This window comes from Pedobacter cryoconitis (assembly GCF_014207135.1).
Lineage (GTDB): Bacteria > Bacteroidota > Bacteroidia > Sphingobacteriales > Sphingobacteriaceae > Pedobacter > Pedobacter cryoconitis_D.
In genome coordinates, this window is the sequence record NZ_JACHCC010000012.1 from 39,948 (window position 1) to 60,601 (window position 20,654).

The following is a 20,654-nucleotide window of genomic DNA, read 5'->3' on the forward strand; positions in this document are numbered from 1 at the left end:
TAATAGAATTATATTTACAAAAATATTTTACACATTTTGTAAGTAATCTATACGCACATGATAGATGCTCATAAGCATAGTCTTGAATATCAGCTTTATAGTTTCTATATCTTTTAACGTTAAATCGCAGTTGTCTAACTGATTTTGTTCTAATTTGTAGTTAATGATGCGTTCGACCAGGTCATTTATGTTTTGCGCATTAGGATTTTTGATACTTCTTGAGGCTGCTTCGACCGAATCTGCCAGCATTAATACCCCGGTTTCCTTAGAAAATGGAATAGGACCAGGGTAACGGAAGATATTTTCATCCACAAATTTCTCCGGAGAGTTTTTAAGGAAGGACTGATAGAAATAATCAACACGGGTATTTCCATGGTGCGTTCTGATAAAGTCGATCACACTTTCCGGTAACTGATGTCTGCGGGTAATTTCTATGCCCTTATGGACGTGTTTAATGATAATCTGGGCACTTTGTTCATAAGGCAGTTTATCATGCGGGCTTAAGGTCGTATTCTGGTTCTCGATAAAGTATTGAGGGTTCTCAATTTTACCGATATCATGATACAATGCACCAGCTCTGACCAGCAGGGAATTTCCACCAATCTTGAAGATGGCTGCCTCGGCCAGATTAGCCACCTGTAAGGAATGCTGAAAGGTTCCCGGGGCTTTGAAGGCAAGTTCCCTCAATAGTTTGTTGTTGGTGTTCGTCAGCTCAATCAGAGCAACATCAGAAGTTATTCCGAATACCCTTTCAAAAGCATAGATCAGCGGGTAAGCCAGCAGAGATAACAATACGCTGATAATAAAAGGCACAAAGTTGATCCATTCGATATCTTTAAATGAACCGTCACGCAGTAAAGCTATCCCGATAAAACAGATAAAATAAGCTGTCAGGATAAACAGGGCAGACAAGAGCAGCTGCTCTCTCTTGATCAGGTTCCTGATACTGTATATGGCCACCATACCAGCCGTAACCTGATAAAACACAAATTCAAAACTGTTAGGGACAAAGAAGCCCGCTATCAGGATAACGAGCAAATGGAGGTATAATGCCAGTCGTGTATCAAAAAGGATCCTGATAATGATAGGAACGATACAGAATGGAATATAATAAAGACTTGGCATGTTCAGCTTGATAGACCAGGTAAGGGCCAGCAGGAGCATGGTAATGACCAGTAATAATAAAGAAAGTTGTCTGTTATCATTGAAGATGTCTTTTCTGAACATGGAAAGAAATACCATTAGCAGAGTCAGAATGAATCCAACCAGTAAGATCTGACCCAGGTATACCAGTTTACTATCCCCGATAGTTTTGGTCTGCGCTTCATAGGTTTCCTTGAATGACTGAAGTTTCTGGAAGACCTCATCATCAATTACATTGTTTTTGGCAATGATCAATTCCCCTTTCTGAACCATCCCGCGGGTAGTAGAAAGGCTGTTAATCGTATTATTCTGCACGATTGAAGTCAGCTTCTCATCAAAAACAATATTGGGTTGCAAGTGATCCTCCACAAGGTTCATGACCACTTCCTTCTCTTTCACCTTGGTAGAGGTAAAAGTCGAATTGAAATAATCCAGTGCAGTTTGCACAGTAAAGACATCCTGTGTACTGATAGTTTTTGAAATATTATTATTCAGCAGGGAGATATCATAATACTTTCTTCCTTTCTGATGTTTTGGATTGATCGCAATAATCCCCTTCTCATAAATCCCCTTCAGTAATTTCAGAGAAGCAATTTTATTAGGTTGTTTTTCCTCTTCAGGAAAAGCATTTCCACGCCATTTTACATCAAATTCATTCAGATAAGCCTCTTCTACACTTGAATATAATTCTGTATTGTAGCGATAGATAGGAAGAACGTTTTCCAGTGCATCCTGTTTGTCTGTATTTACCTGCGGACTGGTTTTCAGGATTGCAAAACTAAAAGGAGAGACAAGGTCTTTGTTTAACCATACTTTTCCTTTCTGAAATTCATATCTGAAACGGGGTTGCTTAGGTAAAAAAAACGTAATGATAAGCACAGTCAGTACCATCATAATATATTTAATATTAGAAGAATACTTTCTGTAAAGGATCTTATGGGAATTCTTTTTGATTTTAGCCAAAATGATGAAGGTTTTTTTTATACAAAAATAAGATTTTTTAATGAATATGACCGTGTTACCTGAAATGGGGAAATAAACAAATACTTTGTTTGGATTACATATGTCTTATTATAACTATTTTTGATGAAAATTTTAACTATGCAGCAAAGTGTCCTGATCATTGACGACGAAAAAAAGATATGTAGTCTTTTGGCAAGAATTATTGAACTTGAAGGGTTTACTGTGTTCCAGGCCAATACAGGAAAAGAAGGACTTAAAGTATTGGCGAACCAGGAAGTGCATGTCGTGATCAGTGATGTGAAATTACCAGATATTAATGGGGTAGAGCTGGTTAAACAAATTAAGCAGCTGAAACCCTATGCCGAGGTGATTAACCTGACTGCATTTGGGACCATTCAGGACGGGGTAAAAGCAATGCGGAATGGCGCTTTTGATTATATCACCAAAGGCGATGATAATGATAAGATTATCCCGCTGGTATATAAAGCAATGGAAAAAGCTAAGTTGCAGTACCGCGTTTTTGAACTGGAATCTAAAATACAAAAACAATACGATTTTACTTCTATACTGGGGCAATCCAAGCCGGTACTGGAAGCTATAGACCTTGCCCGGAGAGTAGCTCCGACTGATACCACTGTTTTATTACTTGGAGAAACAGGTACAGGTAAGGAAGTCTTTGCGCAGGCTATTCATTTTGAAAGTCAGCGGAAGACAAAACCCTTTGTGGCGCTGAATTGCAGCGGATTTAATCCTGATTTGCTTGAAAGTGAGTTGTTTGGTTACAAGCAGGGGGCTTTTACCGGTGCGCAGAAAGATAAAAAAGGTTTATTGCAGGAGGCTAATGAAGGTACACTTTTTCTCGATGAGATAGGAGAAATGAACCTTGACCTTCAGGCTAAATTATTGCGTGTTCTGGAAAATCAGACCTTCATTAAGGTGGGGGATACGCAAACGACAAAAGTGAATGTCCGGATTATTGCTGCGACCAACAGAGACCTGAAAACCGAAGCAGAAGAAGGCCGGTTCAGGCTGGATTTGTATTACAGGTTATCTGTGTTCTCCATAGAACTCCCTTCGCTGAACGAAAGAAAGGGCGATGTCCTGATCATTGCTAAATATTATTTAAAGCAGTTTGCGGCTAAAGTAAATAAACCAGATTTTACAATGGATGAGCAGTTCAGTACAATGTTACTGAACCATACCTGGAAAGGAAATATCCGGGAATTGAAAAATGTGATTGAAAGAGTTGTGATCCTGTCTGATGGTACCAGTCTGAATGCCAGTTTACTTCCATTTGAATTTCATCAGGGAACTATAAGTGAGGGAGATGGAATGAAGATGGAAACTATAGAAAAGATGCATATCATGAAAGTGCTGAAATATACGCGAAATAATAAAACAGAGACCTCTCGTCTGCTGGGAATCGGCTTAACTACACTTTACCGCAAACTGGAAGAATACCACATCAGTTAATTATTTGGAGTCTGTTTAAACAGACTCTTAAAGCTTTTTGCTAATTTTAGAACATGGAAATAGAAAAACATGCTTTCCCTATAGGACGTTTTGTGCCGGCTACAGCATATACACAACAATCATTGAATACCTGGATTGGTTCAATTAAATCTGTTCCTTTACTGTTGGATTATTGTATTGAAAATCTTGATGAAACACAGTTAAATGTACCCTACAGAGAAGGAGGCTGGAATACGATACAGGTTATTCACCATATTGCCGATAGCCATATGAATGCCTATATCAGACTGAAACTTGCTCTAACTGAAGATAAGCCAGTGATCAAACCTTACGAAGAACAGCTTTGGGCCGAACTTCCTGATGTCACAGATGTTCCTTTAAATGTTTCTATTACGCTTATTCATGCACTGCACCGTCGCTGGACTTCTCTGCTGCTTCAATTGACAGATGAGCAGTGGAAGCGGGAATATTATCATCCTGGTGACAAGAGCTATGTCCCGCTCTGGCAGATGACCAATCTATACAGCTGGCATGGAAAACATCACGCAGAGCAGATTTTGTCTTTACGTAAAAGAATGGGCTGGTAAGTTTTAAATTTGCGGGTAAATCAATAATTTGGTCTGGGACTCGAAAAGATGTTCCAGTTTGCGCTGAGTATAGGTCAGCGACAACAGATAAGTCGTTTCGGGTTTACGTTCCATGACTACAATCATGAAATCATCAGCCTTGATTCTTTCTTTGAGGATTCTCCAGTCTTTCCATACTTCAGTGGCATCAAATTTAAAACTTACACTAACTTTCATAGCCTTTAAAGCATGCTGAATATGTGCTTTGGTGGCAGCATCACAATAGCAATGAACATGAAGACTAAGTTCGGTACTCAGTTTACAAACTTTGGCAAGCCATACCTTCATGTTTTTTTCCATTAAATAGGCTGGCGGACAAATCAGCTGGATACGCTGATGAACAGTTATGGGTTTGTTGAGATGCAGGATGAATAGATTAGCAGGGGATTTAGCAATCAGTGCAGCTGATTTATCTCCCAGAAATTTATCAAATACTGTTGTTTTTCTGGGCCATCCGGTAATAATAATATTGGATGATTTTTCTTTTGCAATCCGGAGTACACCACTGGAAACGTTATGATCAAGAGTAGCAATCACTTTGACCTGTGTCCCGTTTCCGGAAGCATATTTTACAGATTCATTTAGTTTTTTACGCGCAATAAGCAGGTTAGATTGTGCATTATCACTATCCGGTACAACAGAAAGCAGATTGATAGGTTGTGTCGAATCCTTGTCTTTAAATAATACAGCCAGATCCAGCATCGTATCCATGTTGTTAAAGTCAGCAATAGGGATCAGGATGTTTTCCTGGTTTTCGATAGGTTCCGGACCAGATATTTCTTCTTCAGCTACGATCTGCTGACTGGCCCTTTCTGTTGCGAAAGAGGCGAATACACAGGTAATCAGAATCAGAATGATCGTACCATTCAGAATATTGTCATCAATGATTTTGGCCTGGTAACCAACTAATATGATAGCCAGGGTAGCCGCTGCATGTGCACTGCTTAATCCGAAGATCAATAAACGCTGATTTTTTGTGTACTTGAAAATCCACTGTGTCAATGTCGCAGACATATACTTACCTGCAAGGGCGACAAGCGTTAGTGCTCCAGCTACAATCAGCGCTTCAGGGCCTCTGAAAAGCACACGCAAATCAACAATCATCCCTACGCTGATCAGGAAAAAAGGAATGAAAAGGGCATTACCTACAAATTCAATTCTATTCATCAGGATTGAAGAGTGTGGGATCAGGCGGTTCAGCGCCAATCCGGCTACGAAAGCTCCGATAATTGGCTCTATCCCTGCAAGCTGAGCAAGGAAAGCAGAAAAGAAAACCACTGATAATACGAAGATATAATGAGAGGTTTTCTCACTTTCCAGTTTAGTGAAAAACCATTTGGCGATTTTAGGGATAACGATAAACACCGTTGCGGTGAATATAGTCAGGGATATCGTGAGCTGAATCCAGAAGGCGCTGTTCAGTTCACCTTGTACAGAGCCCATAATGATGGCCAGGATAATCAGTACTGCGGTATCGGTAAGGATTGTCCCTCCGACAGTTACAGCTACAGCCTCATTTTTAGCAATTCCAAATTTATTGACAATCGGATAGGCAACCAGTGTATGGGTAGCAAACATGCTGGCTGTCAGGATGGAAGTCAGCAGGGAATAGTGCAGCAGGTAATAACAGACTGGGAAACCAATCAGAATAGGAACGGCAAAAGTGAAAAAGCCGAAGATGAAACTCTTATGTTTCTTCTTTTTAAACTCTGCCAGATCGAGTTCTATGCCCGCAATAAACATGATGTACAATAGTCCGATAGTTGCAAAAAGTTCAATGGCAGAGTTTTTCTTCAGAATATTAAAGCCATTGGGGCCGATGAGTATCCCGGCGATAATAAATCCTACAATACCTGGGATTTTAATTTTCCCCAGCAGGATAGGGGCAATCAGTATGATAAATAACAATAAGGAAAAGATCAATACCGGGTTGGTAAAGGGAAGCTGAAACTGGTTCGTGATGTGATCAAAAAAGTTGGTGTGCATATATAAATTTAAAACCCGTTAACTGAAAATTTATTAACTACTTTATTTAAGGTCAGGCCTTGTACAATAATCGAAAATATTACGATGATATAACTGGCCGAAACAATCAGTGGCTTGTATGCCGAATCTGGTAAAGATAGGGCAAGAGCTACAGAAATCCCGCCTCTCAGGCCTGCCCAGATCAGAATACCCAGCCGTTTATAGTCTGTTTTTAAAGATCTTTTCATCAGTATAGTAGGAGCTGCAATACTCAACCCTCTGGCAATCAATACAAAAATAACAGATAATAAGCTAATCAGCCAGTAATTACGGAAGAATGGAATAATGACAATCTGTAAACCAATCATGACAAACAAAATGGTATTCAGCAGATCATCGATCAGGCCCCAGATTTTATCCAGTATGTCTTTAAGATGGAGTGAATTTGCATTATCACCCAATTTCATATTACTCAGCATCAGTCCTGCGGTTACTGCAGCCAGGGGAATAGAAACATGGAGTAAGCTGCCGATCACTGAAATACCCATGACCATAGCTAATGTCATCATTAATATAGTCTGAAGTTCATCTACTTTTTTAGCTAGCCTGGTACAGAGATAACCAGAGGCAACACCCAATAAAATGCCACCAAATACTTCCTGGGCAAATAACTGTGCAGAATGTGACCAGGAAAAGGCCATTGTTGTGTTTTCAGTCAGTTCCCGGAGAGAGACAAATAAAAGAATACCCACACCATCGTTGAACAACGATTCCCCGCCAATAATAGTCTCGAGGGAAGGCGGGATTTTGGATTTCTTTAAAACGGATAATACCGCAACCGGATCTGTAGGAGAAATCAGCGCACCAAAGAGAAAACAGTAAAGTAGTGGAATCTCGATATGTAATAAGGAGGCGGCCCAGTAGAAAAGGAAGCCGAATATTGTGGTACAGCCAATTACACCTACCGTACTTAAAATCAGTACCGGACGTTTTTGTGCTTTAAGTTTTTCGAAATCGAAATGAAGTGCACTGGCAAAGAGCAAAAAGGCAAGCATGACATCCAGTAGCGTTCTGGTGAAATCTATGCTCGAGGTTAACTGTGAAATAAACTCATAAGCTGCCGGAAAAGACTTTCCCGTAATCAGAATGAGTACTGAAAGACTGATGGCAATGACCATAATCCCAATCGTTCCGGGCAGCTTGACATAACGGTGATTCAAATAGGAAATGAGTGCGCTGATAGTTACCAGAATGGTAATCGTAGTAAAAGTATCCATTAATTAAATTAGGGTTTTCCTTGTTGTTTTATTGTTCTAACAACAAAATAGACGAAATTGTTCGTTTTTTACATTGATTACTGATTAGTATTTCTTAATATAGACCAGGATAACCTATAAAAATAAGCAAGATGCAATATTCAAATTTGGGAAAGTCAACTCTGGAAGTTAGCAGGATAGGTTTCGGTTGTATGTCCTTAAGCGGGGATGCAAAGGAAAACGAAAAGATTGTTGGAAGAGCGCTGGAACTTGGCATTAATTATTTTGATACAGCAGATTTATATGAGGCGGGGGAGAATGAAGTTAAGATAGGATCTTTGCTGAAGGCCAGACGTAATCAGGTTATTATAGCAACCAAAGTCGGTAACCAGCGCAGGGCGGATGGAAATGGCTGGGATTGGAACCCTGGCAAGAAATATATTCTTTCGGCAGTGGAGGGAAGTCTTAAGCGGTTACAGACCGATCATATAGACCTGTATCAGTTACATGGCGGAACTATTGAAGATCCTATGGATGAAACTATTGAAGCTTTCGAGATTTTAAAAAATCAGGGTAAGATCAGAAATTATGGAATTTCTTCTATTCGCCCCAATGTGATCCGTGCCTATGTTCAGCGTTCTGCAATGGTAAGTGTGATGATACAGTATAGTTTGCTGGACAGAAGACCGGAAGAAGAATGTCTGACTTTGCTGGAGCAAAATGAAATTGGTGTATTAAGTCGTGGTAGTATTGCACAGGGCTTACTGGTGGATAAACCAGCAGCTGATTATTTAAACTGGTCGGCTCAGGAGGTCAGTCATGCTGCTGATATAGTACGCGCTATCACCAGCAAAAGTAGCTCTGCAGCACAAACAGCTATCCGGTTCGTTCTGCAGCACCAGGCATTGACCAGTGCAGTGTTGGGAATACGGACAGAAGTTCAGTTAGAAGATATTGCAGCTGCTGCAGATTTTCCTCTTCTTTCTGCGGAAGAAATGGATATCTTACAGCGGTCAACTACATCACAATATTATACAGCACACAGGTAATATGAAACTATCATTCGGTACAGAGGTTAATCATCAGCCAAACTATTTTCTGGAAAAAATATGGAAGGGTCTGTTACAGGGGCCGGGTGACCTGGAAGGCAGTTATCAGGACTATCAGCGTCGCCATCTCGAAAAATTTGGTAAATGCTGGGATGGAGATACTTTTGGCGAATTTCTTGATCCAAAGATCCATACCATACGCAGGGACCTTGATAATGAATGGCAGCCAGGAATGGAAATCCAGCTGGTGATCAATTTGAATTCTACCGATGAGTTTCAGTTTGCACCAGTTCTGAGGTGTCAGTCAGTGCAAAGGATTCAGATTGATTACTCAAAATTAATCAATGATGATGGCCCGGCGGTTTTTATAAACTATGAACTCATTGACAGGGAAACGCTATTGCGCCTGGTTGTTAATGATGGTTTTGCGACGATAGAAGATTTTTTTCTGTATTTCAATGAAGAGTTCAGCGGAAACCTGATTCACTGGACACCTTTAAAATACGACTGATTTAACTAACGATAACCCATAGCCTGAAGATTAAATAACTCTGCATATCTGCCGTTCTGATCCAAAAGCTCCTGATGGCTCCCGATTTCTATCAGCTCTCCTTTTTCGAGTACCAGTATCCTGTCCGCCATTCTGACTGTAGAAAAACGGTGGGATATCAGCACAGCCGATTTGCCTTTGGTGAGCTCAGAGAAACGCTGGAAGACTTCATACTCCGCTCTTGCATCTAAAGCTGCGGTGGGTTCGTCCAGAATCAGTAACTGTGCATCTTTCATATAAGCCCTTGCTAACGCTACTTTTTGCCATTCTCCACCCGAGAGTTCTACACCCTCTGCGAATTTTTTACCGAGCATCTGATTATAAAGGCCAGGTAGTTTTTTGACCAGCTGATCAGCCAGACTCTGGTGTGCAGCAGATTGTATTAAAGGGTCGTTTTCTTTTTCCTGGATATTACCGACCGCTATGTTTTGTGAAAAACTCATCTGGTAACGGATATAATCCTGAAAAATAATGCCCAGGTTCATCCTCAGATCAGTAAGGTCGTATTCTTTGAGGTCTATGCCATCTAACAAAATGCGGCCCTCTGTCGGATCGTATAACCTGGCCAGTAATTTGACCAATGTTGTTTTTCCCGCGCCGTTTTCTCCGACCAGCGCAAGTTTTTCACCAGGATACAGCGTGAAACTCAGATGCCTGTTTGCCCAGCGTTCAGAATTCAGATATTGAAAGCCTACGTTTTCAAAAGTAAACCCAATCTGAATAGGTTTTGGGAAAGGGATTGCTTTGACTGAGGCAATTATTCTTGGGCGGATTTCAAAAAATTCAAAGAAATCGCGTAAGTAGATAGCTCCTTGTGATACCGCTATAAAACGGGTTAGAATGCCCTCCAGTAAAGTCTTTAACTGTCTGAAGGAAGCTGCCAGAAAGGTTAATTCACCTATAGTTACTTTTCCTGATACGGTATCAAAAATAATCATGAGGTATGCGCCGTAATAACCGGCTGTACCCAATAAAGCAAAAAAAGTACCCCAGGCTGAACGCCGCAAAGCGAGTTTTTTATTTGCCAGATAGAATTTATCGGATAAGACCGAGAATCGGTTGATCACAAAACCCGAAAGGTTGAAGATTTTTACTTCTTTGGCAGTTTCATCGCTGGCTCCCAGAAAACGAAGATAATCCAGTTCTCTTCTTTCAGGTGTCTGTCCTCTGGTGAGGGCGTAAGTCTGTGCGTTAAAATAAGACTCCCCTAAAAAGGAAGGAATAATAGTCACTAACAATAACAGGATCAGCCATGGGTTGAATATAATCAGTCCTGCTGCGAGGAATCCCATCGTAATCAGATCCTGCACCTGGCTCATCACCAGCGAAAGAAGAATAGTCCGGCCTACAGTCTGCTGTCTTGCCCGTTCCAGTTTGTCATAAAAAATGGAATCTTCAAACTGATCCAGGTCCAGGGTGGCTGCATGCTCCATGATCTTTATAGAAGAATGCTTGGAGAAAAGATCACCCAAAAGACTGTCAATTAAAGAAATTGCCCTGCTTAACAAATCTGAAATAATTGCGATTGCAAATTCAAGCAGAATCAGTTTCCAGAGCACCGTCAGATCATGCTGATTTGGTGTTTTGATATGTGTAACAACCTGATCAATAATCAGTTTTCCAACATATAACATCGCAACCGGAGTGGCCGACCGGACTAATCTCAGTAATAAATTAGAGATAGTCATGCCAGGGCTCGTCTGCCATACCATTTTAAAGAATCCAGGTAGGTTACCCAGTGCAGCCAGTCTTTCTTTTAAAGTCAGGCCTTCTTTTTTAGAATTTTGCAAAGAAGATTTATTGAACAACTTGTTTGTCGCCATGTTTACAAAAATACGTAAACTCCTCGAACAGACTGGCATCTTCTCCGGGTTTTAATCCATCATGTGGAATGGAGTAATACTTTCCACTGATTTGATGCCCTTCATCGGTTTTCGTAACCTCAAGATTCAGAAATCCATGCAGCATCGTGCAGGCATTCTGAAGAGTTACAGTATCGAAAATATCACTTTTATCAGTGTAGAGTATGTCATCGCTTTCAACCAGCCAGTGCAATTCATCGAATCCGCCAGCCCCACAAACGATAAATGGAACGGTTTTTCCATCTGGATAGGTTTTATTGAAACGCTGATAATTATGTACATGGCCACTCAGTACCAGATCTGGAATGACACCTGCTGCTTCAAAACATTCCTCCAGTAAATTAATCATGGGCAGACTGGAACTGTGGTTGAAATCTGCCGAATAGGGGGCATGATGAATGCAAACGATAATTGCTTTTTCTGTATGTTCGGTACCGGCATATTTGAGCTCCTCAATAAACCATGCTTTTTGCTCCTCTGTAACAACTCCGAATTTGGGTACGTTGCTATGAAGGCCGATGATATTGGCTACTGGTGTCTGCAATGTCCAGTAAACATGCGGCTGTATTCCGCTCATACGATTTAGGTTTGTGCCAAAAGGAACGGGCCTCGGTGTCTTTCCGCAGAATACACTGGTAAACGGATAAAGGCTTGAATAGGGTACTTTAGCCGCCTGATTGACGTCACTGTCGTGATTACCTGCAATTGCGTAAATAGTTGAGGGATAATCTTTATAGGGAGTGAAAAACTGCCGCTCATATTGATCTGCCTCTCCAAAATGATAAACGATATCACCTACATGGTATAGGAATGAAGGCTTGTCAGCTGGATTTCTGGCCTGATGGTACTGTTTACCCATTTCTGTTGCTATAAGCTTTTGAAATGCAGGAGATTTTAAGCCTCCGGTATCACCAGCGACCTGAAAAACCAGTTTGTTGGGATCGGTCAGTTCCATAGCAGGTTTTAACCGGTATGGATAATCTCCAAAAGGTAGTGGTAGTGGTTGAAATTTATAGTTGTCGTCTGGTTGGTTGAGTTTAAAAAGAGGTTTTATGAGTTTCTTTGCTGATGACATGTTTGTTTATGCGTTTTTAATCAGGATAGCTTCGAGCACATTCGCTGCATCATCGCATTTATCAGTGGCCATCTCCAGTGTCTGGAGAATCTCTTTCTGTTTGATGAGCTCGATTGCGTCTGTCTCAGTGATAAACAAACGGGCAATAGCAGTATTGCAAAGATAATCGGCCCGGCTTTCTCCTTCGTTGATTCTTAAACAAACATCAGCAATAATTTTGGTGTTTTTGAAGTTCCGCAGTTCGGTGATCGCTAATTCAAGATCTTTAGACATTTCTGTGATCAAACTGGCCAGCTGAACGATTTCTTCGCTGAAGGTCTTGATCTTATACAGTTCTATATTCAGTGAGGTGGCGTATACGTAATCAGCGACATCATCGAGTGCACTAACCAGGGTATAGATATCTTCTCTGTCAAACGGAGTGATGAAGTTTTTGCTGAGTTCAAGAAAAATGGAGTGGGTAATATCATCTCCGGCTTGCTCCAGTCTTTCTGTTTCCCTGAAATGAATAATACGTTCTTCTTCATCCCCGCAAACCACTGTCTTTGCCAGGCTTTCTGAGATTTTGACCAGGTTTTTCACATCCTGTTCGAAAAGAGGCTGGAACTTTTTGTCTTTAGGGCTAAAGAAGTTAAATACAGAATTCATAGGAATGGGTTTTCTGTAAAAATAAAAGGGGAATGTTAAGACCCTGTTTAAAATTCGTCAATTAATCAACGTATAGATTCTTTTTAACGGATCAGCTTGCGATTTGTAAAAGGTCAGATTCCTGGACAAGCCTGGGATCCTTGAATTGTTTATTCAGAATCGATTTTTTGATTCTGATGGTTCGTGTAGTAGTAATCACTACAGCACCTGATTTGTTGTAGTGATGTGATACATAGGATCCGACAGAGGGATCAAACTGTTGAATTCTGATAAGTAACTCGTGAAAAATAAAAATAGGTAGCGGCACGGTGTAAAGGTAATTTAACAATTTGGTAATGTTTAATTATCATTCTGTTAATGAATAGTATGGCTTAACATAGAATTAATATTGGAGGATATTCCTTTTAAGAAAATTGTAAGATGGTTAAACAGATTGGATTAAATATGATTTTTTTGGGGTATTGTGACCTCTAATGACTTAACAATCCCTACCTTTGCCCCTTCAAATTAAAAAAATGGGAAATCATAAAGATGTCAATAAGCTAACAGCCGCAGGGTTATTAATTAGCTTAGGGATTATTTACGGGGATATAGGTACTTCACCACTATACGTTTTTAAAGCAATCATCGGCGAAAGATTAATCACCGCGGATCTGATTTTAGGAGGCCTTTCCTGTATATTCTGGACATTAACGTTACAAACTACCATTAAATATGTAGTGATCACACTACAGGCGGATAACAAAGGTGAGGGAGGGATTTTCTCTTTATATTCACTGGTTAAACGTAAAGCTAAATGGCTGATTATTCCGGCGATGATTGGCGGTGCTGCCTTACTCGCAGACGGGATTATGACTCCTGCGGTGACGGTTTCTTCCGCAATTGAAGGATTGGGGATTATTTACAAAGACCTTCCTACTGTGCCAATTGTGATCTTAATTATTACTTTTCTGTTTGGTATTCAGCAATTTGGAACTTCTTTTATAGGTAAAGCATTTGGTCCGATCATGTGGCTGTGGTTCACTATGATTGCGGTGCTGGGTACGGCTTATGTATTACAGTTCCCGGAAATTCTGAAAGCCATTAACCCTTATTATGCTTATCATATTTTAACGACCAATCCCGAAGCATTCCTGATCATTGGAGCGGTCTTCTTATGTACAACAGGAGCAGAAGCACTATATTCCGATCTTGGGCATTGCGGCAGATCAAATATCCGTGTAAGCTGGGTATATGTTAAAATCTGTCTGATTTTAAGTTATATGGGGCAGGGTGTCTGGTTATGGCAGTTGCAGGGAAAACATCTCGGAGAGATCAATCCTTTTTTCCATATTATGCCAGACTGGTTCCTGATCTATGGTATCCTGATTGCAACTGTTGCTGCGGCTGTAGCCAGCCAGGCACTGATTTCAGGATCATTTACCCTGATTTCGGAAGCAGTAAGATTAAACTTATGGCCCAAAGTTAAAATCAATTATCCTAGTAATTCAAAAGGACAACTCTATGTGCCTTCAATGAACTGGGTGTTGTTTATAGGTTGTATCCTGGTGGTGTTGATTTTTCAGAAATCAGAACACATGGAGGCTGCATACGGTTTATCTATTACAGTAGCGATGCTGATGACAACCATTCTGGTCTCGATCTTTCTAATGCGTAAAAAGGTACCGATGTACCTTATCGTTATATTTTTAACAATTTATGGAGTTATTGAGCTGACTTTCCTTGCAGGAAATGCTGTGAAAATACTACATGGTGGTTGGTTTACACTGATTTTAGGTATTTCACTTTTCTCTATTATGTATGCCTGGTCAAACGGAAGAAGGATAAGAAACCGCTATATGCGTTTTGTGGATATAGAAAAATACTTCCCGATTATCAGTAAAATCAGTGAAGATGAAACTATTCCTAAATATGCTTCGCAGCTGGTTTATCTGACAAGTGCCAATTTCAATTTTGAAATAGAATCATCTATCATGTATTCTATTATTCAGAAACACCCGAAAAGGGCAGATGTATATTGGTTACTTCACGTTGATGTAACTGATGAGCCTTTCACCATGGAATATAAGGTGGAGCAGCTAATTGATAAAAAACTGATCAGGATAGATTTCCGTCTGGGATTCCGTGTAGAGCAGCGTGTCAATGTGATGTTCAGGAAAGTCGTGGAAGAGATGGTGAAAAATGGAGAGATTGATATCACCAGTAAATATGCTTCGTTGAAAGAACATAATATTGCCGGAGATTTCAGGTTTGTTGTGATTGAGAAAGTACTTTCAAATGCGAACAGCCTGTATTTTATCGAACGTTTCACGATGGCTTATTATAGTATTCTTAAAACGTTTAGTGTACCTGAAGAGAGAGGTTTTGGACTCGATCTGAGTTTCGTAGCAGTAGAAAAGGTTCCGCTGATCGTGGATATTCCTACAGATTTTTATCTGAAAAGGCTATATTAACCGCTCTTGCCAAAATCTGACGGCCTGATATTGGTGAGCTGAAAAAATGCTTTACTAAAGGCCGCCAGACTATTATATCCAGTCAGGTAAGCAATTTCAGTGGTCGTTTTATCACTGTACATAATCAGTTCTATTGCTTTTACAATTCTGAGCAACTTGAGATACTGTAAAAAAGAAATACTCATGGTTGACTGGAACAAACGTGATAATGTTCGCTCGCCCATTCCAAAACGGCTGGCCAGGTTTTCGAGCGTCAGGGGTTGAGCAAAATTCTGGGAGAGATAAAGCACTATTGGTCTTAACCTGGTATTTGAAGTCGTAGGTAATGCGATAGGGAATGATTTGGTACTCAGCCTTGGTAATATATCCTTTATTGCGGCGAGAAAATGATACCCGGGATCCTTTTTTTCTATAGTTCCTGTCCAGTTTCCGGCAAAAACAAGCATCTCAAACAATAGATTGCTGACAGGATAAATTCCTAATTTCTGATAGAAAATATCCGTATGATCATCTTCTGTATAAAAATACAGGTTATGGGTAATGGTCGCTGCATTCCTCACATTCAGGTAATGTTCCAGACCACTGGGGATCCAGACATAATGTCTTGCAGGTATAATATAAGTCTTATCATCAGTGAAAATATAGGCTATACCACCTTCTACGTAAGTTAGCTGACCTTTGGTGTGCGAATGTACCGGTAAACTCCGCTCTAATTTTTCATGCACAATGAATATGCCTTTGGGCTTGGAATCAATAACTCTAAGATAGGATTCTGTGTCTTCGATATACATTGGCTGGAATGGACAAATATTTGGTAATATAGATAAAATTACAAGTATTTCATAGCTGTAATTTTGTATCATTCTTAAATGATATGTACTTCAATAATAAAAAAATCGTTCTCCTCAGTCTATCCATCTTTCTGATAGGTAGTGTAAAGGCCCAGCAGCCTGCTCAAATACAAATGTCTCTTAACCAGATCTGGGAAAAAGTCGCAGCCAATAACAAAACTATACAAATGCAGGACCTTAAGGTCAAAGGTACTGTCGAAGGGATAAAAGATGCTAAAGCTGAGCGTCTTCCTGAAATTTCTGCAGAAGGTGAGTATGCCAAAGTGAGTAATATGCCTATTTATACAAATGGGTTATTTCATACACCAGAGCAATTTGAAGTGGTGCATACCTCTTATAAATTTGGTGGTAGTGCTTATTTTAACTTATATAATGGTAATAAAACCAATATCAAAATTGCAGAAGAGAAAAAAGAAAATGAAATAGCTGTTGAACAACGGAACCTGACTACTTCTGAAATGAAGTTAAGGGCAACTGCTTATTTTCTCGATCTGCAAAGAAGCAATATATTTAAAGCCTTATTACTAAAAGATATCAGTGACCAGGAGAAACAGCTGGAAGAAATTAAACAGCTGCTGAAAAACGGAGTGGTATTGAAAAGTGATGTCCTCAGAGTAACCCTGAAATTATCAAGACAAAAAATGGCTTTGGTGCAGTTAAATAATGATCTGGCCATTGCAAATCAGAAGCTGAATATCCTGACAGGTCTGCCTGATCAGACAGTTATAGAACCTGTCGTTCAGGCAAAAGATGAGCTGCCGGTATTACAACCTTATACAACCTATCTTTCAGAAGCGATGCAACACTCTTTCGCTTATAAAATATCTGAAAAGGAAGGTGAATTACGTAAGCTGGAATTGAAAAATGTAAAAGCCAATGTGTCTTTTAAAGTTGGCTTGTTTGCAAATTATGCCTATTCCTATCCTCAGATATTCATTTATCCATATTCAGTGGCTTTATATGGTTTAGGAATGACGGGAATTAAGGCTAGTTTTCCTATTTCTGCTTTTTATCATAATACACATAAAGCGAGAGCTGCCGAACTCAGATATCAGCAGCAGGAAGTAGAGCATTCTGATACAGAAGACCGGATCAGGCAGGAAGTAAATGAAGCTTACCTGAGATATCAGGAATCATTGACCCGGATTGATGTGGCTAAAGAAAATATCAATCAGGCCACTGAGAATTTAAGAATTGTAAATAATACTTATTTCAATCAGCTTGCACTGGTTACAGATTTGCTTGATGCAGATACCCAGTTACTTCAAACGCGTTTCGATCTGGCAGCAGCCAAAATCGCAGCACAATTACAATATTATCAATTACAAAAGGCAATAGGCAATCTCTAAAATGAAGACGAAGAATAATTATACAAATACTGATCGGTTAATTACAAAAATTACGGCCTGGATAGCCGGGCTTATTGCTTTGGGGCTTGCCATATGGGGGATTATCTCCCTGGTCCAGCTTTATAATTATGAAGATACGAATGATGCCCAGATAGAAGAATACATCAACCCGATCACTTCGCGGGTAGGTGGTTTTATCAGGGAAATTAAATACGAAGAGAACCAGGATGTGAAAAAGGGGGATACTTTGCTGGTTATTGATAACAGCGAATATCAGTTGCAGCAGGAAGAGGCAGAAGCAGCGCTTTCTAATGCTCAGGCACAGATTGGTGTACTGGAAAGTAATGTGATGACAACTTCGAAAGTTTCACAGGCCAGTGAATCGCAGATTGCTTCTGCTAAAGCAAAACTGGTTAAACAACAGCAGGATTTTGACAGATATTCTAAACTATTCAAGGTAGAATCTGCAACACAGCAACAATTGGAAAATAGTAAGGCAGCTTTGGATGTAGCTACTTCTGAATACCGTTCGGCTGTAGAAAATTATCAGGCATCTTTATCAAAAGTAAATGATATCAAATCACAGAAAGGTGTTTATGAAGCAGAGATCAAACGTCGCAAGGCTTTGTTAAACAGAGGAAAACTGGATGTGAGTTATACTGTAATCCGTGCTCCTTACAACGGAAAAATGGGTAGGAGAACGATTCAGGAAGGACAACAGATCCAGGTTGGTCAGACATTAGCTTATATTGTTGATCAGGAAGCTGGTAAATGGGTGATTGCTAATTTTAAAGAAACACAGATCGGAAATATGAAGATTGACGGAGAAGCAGAAATTACAGCAGATGCTTTTCCTGGTAAAACTTTTAAGGGAAAGATTGTATCCCTGTCTCCGGCAACAGGAGCAAGGTTTTCTTTACTTCCTCCCGATAATTCAACAGGTAATTTTGTGAAAATTGTACAGCGTATACCCGTTAAAATCAAACTGACAGAAAGCAAGGAGATCGTAGATCAGTTGCGTGCCGGTATGAATGCAAACGTAAAAGTGAGAAAAAACTAATGAATTTAGCTTTGCCGGTATTTAGATCCTGGGTGCCTGTGTGGCTGATCAGGGCTACAATCTTCCTGGTTATCTTTCCTGGTTTGTTATTGTTTGGTCTGTCAACTGCAAGCGGGCCGGGCGCTGCAGGTTATTATGGAATTGAACCAGCTGATGTGCAATATTCGATGGTTATTTTTTATGCGGCAGTAGCTGGGTTTTTTGCACTGGAAAGGCGGTTTTTTATTTTTATAGCAACAAGAGAGTATTTTATACTCAGTATACTTATCCAGATGGGGACAGCTTATATCTGTTTTCATACCCGCAACCTGTCTGTTTTATTCCTTTTCAGGTTTATCCAGGGAATGTCTAACTGTATGTCAACGAGTATCTGTATTACCCTGATTTTTGGAAGTTTGCATAATGAAAGGGCCAGAGAAATCGGCTATTCCATTTTTTACTGTCTGTTACTTTGTATCACGCCAATTTCGACGATTATTACTGCCCCGATTTTAGATGCTTTTGATTACAATGTCCTTTATAAATTTATCATTTTCGCCTATATCCCAGGTGGGATATTATTACTGGTCATTATGAATAATGTAAGGCTTAATAAGAAAATGCCGCTTTATCAGCTGGATTTCTATAGTTTCATTATTTATTCTGCTATCCTTTGTTTATTAGGTTATACTTTGGTTTATGGCCAGCAATATTACTGGCTGCACGATCCCAGGATTGTCTGGAGTTTATCCGGAACATTGGTTTTAACCGGATTACATATTTTCAGACAACTTCATCTAAAAAGGCCTTACCTGAGCCTGGAAGTATTTAAGTACAGAAATTTTAGCGTGGGTATGGGGATGATTTTCATCCTCTATATCATCCGGGGTGCTTTAGGAATTACTTCTATTTATTTTGCTGTTATTTTAGGAATGGATCCTATACATATAGGTTATATTATGATAGCGAATATTGTGGGTATTGTACTCAGCGTACTGATATCTTCACGTTTGATTATTATGAAGAGGCCTATAAGACTGGTTTGGTTATATGGTTTTGTCTTATTGTTGATTTTTCATGCCTGGATGTGGTTTCTTTTCAGTACACAGGCAGATTCTTCGACATTTGTCATTCCATTGATTATACAGGGAATGGGGGCAGGGATGCTGATGACACCTATTATTGTTTTTGCGATCTCATCAGTACCTGAACGCCTGGGTAGTTCGGCCTCAGCAACTGGTGTCTTTTTCCGCTTCTCAGGTTTTTGTGCAAGTATTGCACTGATCAATTATTTCCAGCTTCAGCAAAAGAACAATCATATCAACAGATTTCAGGAACATTTAAGTGGATTGAATACGATGGTTTCAGAAAGGTTGAATCTATATGCCGGAGCGATGACTAATAAAGGTATGGCCCCCGACCAGGCAGCGAAAGCAGCCAGAGGTTTACTCAATAGGGCGGTGGATAATCAGGCACAATTAAGAGCAATGATGGATTATTATCTGTTGATCAGTATTGTCCTGATTATCGTGTTACTGGTGGTCGCTTTATTCCCTAAATTGAACAGGACAAAAATAGATTTGAAATCTAATCAGCCAGCTCCTGCTTCTTATTAGAGAGGGTGACAGACTGGGGGGGATCTGGTACGGATAATCTCCTCTTTTTTGTTCCTGTTACCCGGCTTCTGACCTCTGCTAAGGTCTGTTTTGGCGCTTAAGGCCTATAGCAATGTTTTGTTTTTTGTCATTGTATTGTCAGAATCTTTGTTTTTGGGCTTCTTTAGCAGATCTTTTAATTCCTCTTGCTGATTTAGATTTTCGATGGTATAGCGCTCATATCCTTCCCTGTGTGTTGTAGCGCTAATACGTGCTTGTGTGACTTGTTTTTGTGTGTTTTTTGGGTTATAGTTCTGTTAGTCAGTAGTTTAGTTGTTTGTGTGTTTGAGGCTGGTTTTCAAGACTTAATGTTTTGTTAACCAGGAACAATTCTGACAATACCTTGCAGAAATGGTTTTAAATAATGATTCGCTTATATTAAAACCCGATTGTCGTTCGTTAATGATTTGGAAGAAAACCAATAATTATTAACTTTAAGCCCAGAAATCAAATTTAATTAACAAAATATCATGGAAAAATTCGCAAAATTAAAAGAATTAATCGCCGGAGTTGAGGCAGATGCAGACAAGTTTTACAATGCAGGTAACGGTGCTGCCGGTACTAGAGTTCGTAAAGCAATGCAAGATTTAAAAACATTAGCTCAGGAAATTCGTACTGAAGTAACTGAAAAGAAAAACAGCGATAAATAATAATATTCAGGTCTGCCCTTAGCAGAAAGAGTATAAAAGAAGGCGTT

The 20,654-nt window shown here is 39.8% G+C and carries 16 protein-coding genes; 9 read left to right on the forward strand and 7 right to left on the reverse strand.

Features of this window, described 5'->3' with window-relative positions; all coding sequences use genetic code 11:
• Positions 1–27 precede the first annotated feature (27 nt).
• A complete protein-coding gene (locus HDF25_RS20740) occupies positions 28–2,034 on the reverse strand; it encodes an HD family phosphohydrolase (protein WP_184628469.1) in 2,007 nt (668 codons plus the stop codon).
• A 210-nt stretch (positions 2,035–2,244) separates the two neighbouring features.
• Here HDF25_RS20740 and HDF25_RS20745 point away from each other — a divergent pair, with 210 nt between their 5' ends.
• Positions 2,245–3,579, forward strand: a complete 1,335-nt coding sequence (locus HDF25_RS20745) for a sigma-54-dependent transcriptional regulator (protein ID WP_184628470.1) — start codon at positions 2,245–2,247, stop codon at positions 3,577–3,579.
• Positions 3,580–3,632: 53 nt separating this feature from the next.
• Positions 3,633–4,166, forward strand: a complete 534-nt coding sequence (locus tag HDF25_RS20750) for a YfiT family bacillithiol transferase (protein WP_184628319.1) — start codon at positions 3,633–3,635, stop codon at positions 4,164–4,166.
• 3 nt (positions 4,167–4,169) lie between these two features.
• Here the strand turns inward: HDF25_RS20750 and HDF25_RS20755 are convergent, their stop codons facing one another.
• Together HDF25_RS20755 and HDF25_RS20760 are read right to left on the reverse strand one after the other, a co-directional pair.
• On the reverse strand, positions 4,170–6,191 hold the full coding sequence (locus HDF25_RS20755) for a cation:proton antiporter (RefSeq protein ID WP_184628320.1): 2,022 nt from the start codon (positions 6,189–6,191) through the stop codon (positions 4,170–4,172).
• A gap of 8 nt (positions 6,192–6,199) precedes the next feature.
• Positions 6,200–7,447, reverse strand: a complete 1,248-nt coding sequence (locus tag HDF25_RS20760; RefSeq protein ID WP_184628321.1) for a cation:proton antiporter — start codon at positions 7,445–7,447, stop codon at positions 6,200–6,202.
• 131 nt (positions 7,448–7,578) lie between these two features.
• Here HDF25_RS20760 and HDF25_RS20765 point away from each other — a divergent pair, with 131 nt between their 5' ends.
• Positions 7,579–8,475, forward strand: a complete 897-nt coding sequence (locus HDF25_RS20765) for an aldo/keto reductase (protein ID WP_184628322.1) — start codon at positions 7,579–7,581, stop codon at positions 8,473–8,475.
• Position 8,476: 1 nt separating this feature from the next.
• A complete protein-coding gene (locus HDF25_RS20770) occupies positions 8,477–8,986 on the forward strand; it encodes a hypothetical protein (RefSeq protein ID WP_184628323.1) in 510 nt (169 codons plus the stop codon).
• A gap of 5 nt (positions 8,987–8,991) precedes the next feature.
• Here HDF25_RS20770 and HDF25_RS20775 read toward each other — a convergent pair whose 3' ends face one another.
• From HDF25_RS20775 to HDF25_RS20785, 3 genes are read right to left on the reverse strand one after another with little or no spacing between them, the layout of a single operon-like run.
• Positions 8,992–10,848, reverse strand: a complete 1,857-nt coding sequence (locus tag HDF25_RS20775) for an ABC transporter ATP-binding protein (RefSeq protein WP_184628324.1) — start codon at positions 10,846–10,848, stop codon at positions 8,992–8,994.
• Positions 10,823–11,962, reverse strand: a complete 1,140-nt coding sequence (locus tag HDF25_RS20780; RefSeq protein WP_184628325.1) for a metallophosphoesterase family protein — start codon at positions 11,960–11,962, stop codon at positions 10,823–10,825. The genes HDF25_RS20775 and HDF25_RS20780 overlap by 26 nt, the downstream gene beginning before the upstream one ends.
• A 6-nt stretch (positions 11,963–11,968) precedes the next feature.
• A complete protein-coding gene (locus HDF25_RS20785; protein ID WP_184628326.1) occupies positions 11,969–12,610 on the reverse strand; it encodes a DUF47 domain-containing protein in 642 nt (213 codons plus the stop codon).
• 515 nt (positions 12,611–13,125) lie between these two features.
• On the opposite strand from HDF25_RS20785, the gene HDF25_RS20790 reads away from it, so the two are divergent.
• Complete coding sequence (locus HDF25_RS20790; protein ID WP_184628327.1) at positions 13,126–15,063, forward strand: KUP/HAK/KT family potassium transporter; 1,938 nt, start codon at positions 13,126–13,128, stop codon at positions 15,061–15,063.
• On the opposite strand, the gene HDF25_RS20795 is transcribed toward HDF25_RS20790, so the two are convergent.
• Positions 15,060–15,854, reverse strand: coding sequence for a helix-turn-helix domain-containing protein (locus HDF25_RS20795; protein ID WP_184628328.1), 795 nt, complete (start codon positions 15,852–15,854; stop codon positions 15,060–15,062). The genes HDF25_RS20790 and HDF25_RS20795 overlap by 4 nt on opposite strands.
• An 83-nt stretch (positions 15,855–15,937) precedes the next feature.
• Between HDF25_RS20795 and HDF25_RS20800 the strand changes: the two genes are divergently transcribed.
• From HDF25_RS20800 to HDF25_RS20815, 4 genes are all read left to right on the forward strand, one after another.
• The gene (locus HDF25_RS20800; protein ID WP_184628329.1) at positions 15,938–17,263 is read left to right on the forward strand and encodes a TolC family protein; all 1,326 of its coding nucleotides are present in this window, start codon (positions 15,938–15,940) and stop codon (positions 17,261–17,263) included.
• Between the two features lies 1 nt (position 17,264).
• Positions 17,265–18,323, forward strand: coding sequence for an HlyD family secretion protein (locus HDF25_RS20805; RefSeq protein WP_184628330.1), 1,059 nt, complete (start codon positions 17,265–17,267; stop codon positions 18,321–18,323).
• The gene (locus HDF25_RS20810; protein WP_184628331.1) at positions 18,323–19,918 is read left to right on the forward strand and encodes an MFS transporter; all 1,596 of its coding nucleotides are present in this window, start codon (positions 18,323–18,325) and stop codon (positions 19,916–19,918) included. Before HDF25_RS20805 ends, HDF25_RS20810 begins: the two co-directional genes overlap by 1 nt.
• Before the next feature lie 509 nt (positions 19,919–20,427).
• A complete protein-coding gene (locus HDF25_RS20815; RefSeq protein ID WP_041886923.1) occupies positions 20,428–20,607 on the forward strand; it encodes a hypothetical protein in 180 nt (59 codons plus the stop codon).
• The last annotated feature ends 47 nt before the right edge of the window (positions 20,608–20,654 follow it).